This is a genomic window from Mesorhizobium sp. M4A.F.Ca.ET.020.02.1.1 (assembly GCF_004022645.1).
Lineage (GTDB): Bacteria > Pseudomonadota > Alphaproteobacteria > Rhizobiales > Rhizobiaceae > Mesorhizobium.
The window spans coordinates 1-2,814 of the sequence record NZ_RZOI01000756.1 but is presented as its reverse complement, the minus strand read 5'-3'; the positions used below and the strand labels follow the sequence as shown (position 1 = coordinate 2,814).

At 65.0% G+C, this 2,814-nt stretch carries 2 protein-coding genes and 1 pseudogene; all 3 read right to left on the bottom strand.

Translation table 11 applies throughout. The features are described from left to right. The coding region (locus EN742_RS30555; RefSeq protein ID WP_128333640.1) for an alpha-D-glucose phosphate-specific phosphoglucomutase at positions 1 to 828 on the bottom strand (828 nt) is incomplete at its 3' end. A 3-nt stretch (positions 829 to 831) separates the two neighbouring features. Then, on the bottom strand, positions 832 to 2,277 hold the full coding sequence (gene glgA, locus EN742_RS30550; RefSeq protein WP_126055819.1) for a glycogen synthase GlgA: 1,446 nt from the start codon (positions 2,275 to 2,277) through the stop codon (positions 832 to 834). Between the two features lie 18 nt (positions 2,278 to 2,295). Then, positions 2,296 to 2,814: pseudogene (locus tag EN742_RS30545) on the bottom strand (glucose-1-phosphate adenylyltransferase); the annotation flags it as partial.

Here is a 2,814-nt window from a genome sequence, read left to right as displayed (position 1 = left end):
ATCGGAGGCAGCGCCGAAATCCGGCGCGTCCGGGCCAATCATCTCGTCATAGAGATGCTTGGCGTGCACCAGGTTCGGATCCGGATGATGGCCGCCGAAGTCCGGCAGCGGCTTGAAGTTGCGGCAGGTGCCGCTGGGCGCGCCGAGCCGGCGCTCGAGGATCTCCTTGGCGTAGGGGCCGGTCACCGCATGCATGGCGTCGAAGCGCATGCGGAAGCCATATTTGAAATTGGCGCGGATGGCGTCGAAGTCGAACAGGCTTTCCATCAGTTCGGCGTAATCGGCGACCGGATCGATCACTTCGACCGCCATGCCGCCGGCCTTGACGGTTCCGATCGTATCGATGTCGATCGCGCCGATGTCGGCGATCTTGAAGCTCGAAATCGTCTTGGTCTTCTCGAAGATCGCGTCGGTGATCTTCTCCGGCGCCGGGCCGCCATTGCCGGCATTGTACTTGATGCCGAAATCCTCGTGCGGACCGCCCGGATTGTGGCTGGCCGACAGGATGATGCCGCCGAAGGTCTTGTATTTGCGGATGACGTTGGAGGCGGCCGGCGTCGAGAGGATGCCGCCCTGCCCGACCATGACCTTGCCGAAGCCGTTGGCGGCGGCCATGGCAATCGCCGTCTGGATGACCTCGCGGTTGTAGAAGCGGCCGTCGCCGCCGATCACCAGCGTCTTTCCCTCAAAACCTTCAAGCGCGTCGAAGATCGACTGGATGAAGTTCTCGGCATAGTGCTCCTGCTGGAACACCGGCACCTTCTTGCGCAGGCCTGAGGTGCCGGGCTTCTGGTCAAGATAGGGTTTGGTGGGGACGGTCCGTATCATGCTTCAGGCAACCCTTTTCGAAAGCAGCAGGCGATAGAGTTCAACATATTTCTCGGCGCTCCTGTCCCAGGAGACATCGGCCTTCATGCCCTGGCGCTGGATCGACGCCCACGCGGTGGGGTTGGCATGCGCGCCGACCAGCCGGTGGACGGCATGGACGAGCGCACCGCCATTGTTCGGCGCGAACTGGAAGCCGGTCGCCACGCCAGCCGACATCGCCGCCTCGTTGGCGTCGATGATGGTGTCGGCGAGCCCGCCGGTGCGGGCGACGACCGGCACGCAGCCATAGCGCAGGCCGTAAAGCTGGGTCAGTCCGCAGGGCTCGAAGCGCGACGGGATGACGATGGCGTCGCAGCCGCCCTGCATGATGTGGGAGAGCGCCTCATCATAGCCGACGACGACGCCGATGCGGCCGCGATGGCGGGCGGCGGCGGCAAGCAGCGCGCCTTCGAGGCCGGCATCACCGGAGCCCAGGATTGCCAGGCGCGCGCCGGCCGCGACGATGCCGTCGACGGCCGCCGCCAGTATGTCCATGCCTTTCTGCCAGGTCAGCCGGCTGACGACGCAGACGATCGGACTGTCGTCACTCTCGAGATTGAAACGGTCCTCCACCGCCTTGCGGTTCTTGGCCCGCGCAGCAAGCGTCTCGGCCGAATAGTTGGCCACAAGATGCTTGTCGGTCTCGGGATTCCAGATGTCGACATCAATGCCGTTGACGATGCCGTGGAGATCGATGGCGCGCATGTTGATCAGGCCGTCGAGACCCATGCCGAATTCCGGCGAGCGGATCTCCTGCGCGTAGGTCGGGCTCACCGTGGTGATTGCCCAGGCGGCCTGCAGGCCAGCCTTGAGATAGCCGACGCCGCCATAATATTCGACGCCGTCGAGCGCCATCGCCACGCCCGGCAGGCCGAGCTCGCCGAAGATGCCGGCGCCGAACTGGCCCTGGAAGGCGAGGTTGTGCACGGTGATCAGCGACGGCACGCCGACGGCCTTGCCGTAGCGCATATAGGCAAGCGCCATCGCCGACTGCCAGTCATGGGCATGCACGATGTCGGGCTGATAGCCTGAGATGGCGCCACCGGCGATGTCGCCGCCGACTTGGCTGAGCGCCGCGAAGCGCCGCCAATTGTCAGGCCAGTCGGCGCCGGTGGCGTTACCATAAGGGCCGCCCGGGCGGTCGAACAGATGCGGAGCGTCGAGTACGAAGAGGTCGAGCCCGGCGATCTGAACCGCATGGATGGAGGCTTTGCCGCCCTGCAGCAGCGGGTACTGGTAGACGGCCTTCTTTTTCTTGAAGGCGGCCATCACCTGGGGGTAGCCGGGGATGAGGGTGCGCATCGCCACGCCCTTGCCGGCCAGCGCGATCGGCAAGGCGCCGGTCACGTCGGCAAGCCCGCCGGTCTTGATCAGCGGGAAGATTTCGGGCGTGACCGACAGAACCTGCATGCGCCTGACGATTCCTGTCTACAGTTTGAGCTTGTCGATCATGTCCTGGGTGACAAGGCAAATGCCCTTCTCCGAGACGCGGAAGCGCTTGGCGTCAAGGGCGGCATCCTCGCCGACCACCAGCCCTTCCGGGATGCGCACGCCGTGGTCGATGACGACGCGCTTCAGCCTGGCGTTGCGGCCGACATGCACGTCCGGCAGCATGACGACTTCTTCCAGCGTCGAATAGGAGTTGATGCGCGCGCCGGTGAAGATCAGGCTTCGCTTCAGCGTCGCGCCGGAGACGATGCAGTCGCCCGAGACCAGCGAGGAAACCGCGGAGCCGCGCCTGCCATCCTCGTCATGCACGAACTTTGCCGGCGGCTTCAATTCGGCATAGGTCCAGATCGGCCAGTCGCGGTCGTAGAGGTCGAGCTCGGGAGTGACGTCGGTCAGGTCGATGTTGGCTTCCCAATAGGCGTCGACGGTGCCGACGTCGCGCCAATAGGCCTCGTTCTCGGCGGTCGAGCGCACGCAGGACTTGGCGAAGCGGTGCGC

Bases quoted from the DNA above. Each gene is read 5' to 3' on its own strand.
- glgA (WP_126055819.1), bottom strand. From the start codon at position 2,277: ATGCAGGTTCTGTCGGTCACGCCCGAAATCTTCCCGCTGATCAAGACC.